Source organism: Microcystis sp. M179S2, from assembly GCF_020245805.1.
In the GTDB taxonomy this organism is placed as follows: Bacteria; Cyanobacteriota; Cyanobacteriia; order Cyanobacteriales; family Microcystaceae; genus Microcystis; species Microcystis aeruginosa.
Map to the genome: position 1 here is coordinate 1 of NZ_JADBUE010000350.1, position 2681 is coordinate 2681.

Consider the following 2681-nt stretch of genomic DNA (forward strand, 5'->3'; position numbering starts at 1 on the left):
ACACCGAACGCAATAAAGATAACAAAACTTTCAACTACACGTCAACCCCGCCTGGCGCAAATATATTGTTATGCACAGTTGCCTAACTCAATATTTGTTTTTCAATCTCTTTAATAAAATCAAGTGATGGTTGGTATAACTTTACAACTGTTTCTTCGTCAAAGTCAAAGAAGTCATTATAGTCTCCCTTTTGTCTTTTCTCAAATAGCTCTGAATAATGTTTTCCTAGTTCTTTACTTATCAATCCGGTGGGAATGAATAGTTGTCCGAATTTTTGTCGGCTACCGGAATGACTTGAGGTCTCAACACCATTTTTTACTAGCAGCGCTCCAACGTAACCCTTCGGTAAAGTACATCTTTTAAGGAGTTTAGGGGAGCCATAGTTTTGAGGAAAAAAGAACTATGGGATCCACAACAGGCACACTGCAGCAAGTAATGTTTTCACTTATCGAGATTTGGAAGGCAAGTGGCAAAACACAGCTTGAATTTTGCAAAGGGAAGGATATTGCCTACCATACATTTCATTACTGGTTAAGAAAGTATAATCAACAAGATCAGCTTACCGATGGTCGATCTGGTTTTCGCAGAATCGTGGTCAGGCAGCAGGAGGGACTACGGGCGGGTGGTGTTGAACTGGTCTATCCCGATGGCCGGAAGCTAGTTTTCCATCCACCGGTCGATGCTTCATTTTTACGCAGCCTTTTAAGCTGATCATGCTTTCACTTCCTTCATCGTGTCGTTATTTTTTGTATTGCCATCAAACCGACATGCGCAAGGGCTTCGATGGCTTGAGCGGACTTGTACGTGAAGGCTTAATGAAAGATCCATTAAGTGGAGACGTATTTATCTTCTTCAACAAAAGACGTAGCCATGTAAAGTTGTTGCTTTGGGAGCGCGATGGATTTTCCATCTATCACAAGCGATTAGAAGGTGGCCGATATGAATCGCCCACCACTCACTCAGAATTAAGAAGCGATGAACTCATGCTGATCCTTCAGGGTATTTCACTCAAAAGTGTGAGAAGACTAAAGCGTTTCGATATCAGTAAAAATAATTTTCAATGATCTTCACAAAATGCATTTATAAACCCTGATGTGTTTTAAATTTGCATCGTGGACGAAGCCGTGCTTGATTACAAAGAAAAATATCAGTCAGCGTGTATTGAAATCATCAACCTTCGCCACGAACTCGATCAACTCAGGCGATTGGTTTTCGGTTCGCGTCACGAGCGTTTCATTGCCAATACCCCACCCGAACAATTAGCCCTTGATCTTACAGCCGAAACGGTGCAAGCCGCACCAGTGCCTGTTCAGGCCATTGAGTACACACGCCAGCGGAGAAAAGAAAAAACAGAAAAAGTACAGACAGGCAGAATGAGACTCCCGGCAGATCTGCCACGTGAACAAGTCATCCTTGAACCCGAAGGAGATGTGAGCGGATTAAAAAAGATCGGAGAGGAAATTACGGAAGAACTCGAACGCATACCCGGAAGATTGTTTGTTCGTCAGTATGTGCGTCCTAAATATGCAAAGGCTGGTGGCGAAGGTGTCCTCATAGCAGACCTTCCTGTGCGGCCTATTGATAAAGGCATTCCAGGCCCGGGATTATTAGCCCAGATCATTATAGACAAATACACCGATCATTTACCGGTACACCGGCAGATACAACGCTTCGGGCGCGAAGGCATCAAGCTTTCATCTTCAACACTCACCGACTGGATCGGTGGTACATGCACCCTGCTCGAGCCACTTTATGATACTCTCAAAGCGAACGTTTTGTCCTCCCATTATCTTCAGGCAGATGAGACACCGATAAAAGTTTTAGATAAAGATAAAAAGGGAACGACTCATCGCGGGTATCATTGGGTGTATCATGCACCTGTTGAGCGGTTGGTGTTGTTCGACTACCGCGAAGGCAGAGGTCGTGAAGGGCCGCAAGAGATACTGAAAGATTTTACCGGGCATTTACAGACCGATGGCTATGCGGTGTATCAGGACTTTGATAAGAAGTCAACCATTAAACCATTCAACTGCATGGCCCATGCACGAAGAAAATTTGATGAAGCCAAAGATAATGACCTAGTGAGGGCTTCCTATGCGTTAACCGAAATACAAAAGGTTTATGCTATAGAGCGACAGGCAAAAAATGAAACCCTTTCCACAAAGCAGCGTCAGGCGTTGCGCCAAGAGCAATCCCTTCCCATTCTTCAAGCGTTGAAAGACTGGATGCTGGAAAATTACAAAATGGTTTTACCCAAGAGCGCCATTGGGCAAGCCCTTCATTATAGTTTGGAACGGTTCGACAAACTCATGCTTTACACCACCGATGGAAAATTAGAAGTTGATAATAACCTAATCGAGAATGCCATCAGGCCTGTGGCCATCGGAAGAAAGAACTATTTGTTTGCAGGTTCACACAACGGAGCCAGAAGAGCAGCGATGCTATATTCTTTCATCGGCACTTGCAAAATCAATGACGTCAATCCCTTCGAGTGGCTCAAGAACACACTCGAAACTATACCTCAACATCCTGTCAACAAATTATACGAGTTGATACCGCGCAAGGTGTAGTTTACCGTGGGCTTACCGTTCAAAAATCTGCGGGCAAAGAAAATGTAAAACTTGTTCCGGCTCAAACCGGAAGTGAAGACTTCTCTTACTTCGCTGAAAAAGTACCAGGGT

General features: G+C 44.1%; 4 protein-coding genes. 3 read left to right on the top strand and 1 reads right to left on the bottom strand.

Translation table 11 applies throughout. The annotated features are described in order from the left end of the window. Nucleotides 1–82: 82 nt before the first annotated feature. Nucleotides 83–325 carry a hypothetical protein gene (locus IM500_RS24625; protein ID WP_353737932.1) on the bottom strand — a complete coding sequence of 81 codons (243 nt, stop codon included), beginning with the start codon at nt 323–325 and terminating at the stop codon, nt 83–85. Between the two features lie 77 nt (nt 326–402). Here IM500_RS24625 and tnpA point away from each other — a divergent pair, with 77 nt between their 5' ends. From tnpA to tnpC, 3 genes are read left to right on the top strand one after another with little or no spacing between them, the layout of a single operon-like run. Next, nucleotides 403–711 (top strand): IS66 family insertion sequence element accessory protein TnpA, encoded by a 309-nt coding sequence (tnpA, locus tag IM500_RS21995; RefSeq protein WP_287638162.1) that lies wholly within the window; start codon nt 403–405, stop codon nt 709–711. 2 nt (nt 712–713) lie between these two features. Then, nucleotides 714–1064 carry an IS66 family insertion sequence element accessory protein TnpB gene (gene tnpB / locus IM500_RS22000; RefSeq protein ID WP_287638163.1) on the top strand — a complete coding sequence of 117 codons (351 nt, stop codon included), beginning with the start codon at nt 714–716 and terminating at the stop codon, nt 1062–1064. Between the two features lie 48 nt (nt 1065–1112). Then, a complete protein-coding gene (gene tnpC, locus IM500_RS22005) occupies nt 1113–2570 on the top strand; it encodes an IS66 family transposase (protein WP_287638165.1) in 1458 nt (485 codons plus the stop codon). Nucleotides 2571–2681 lie beyond the last annotated feature (111 nt).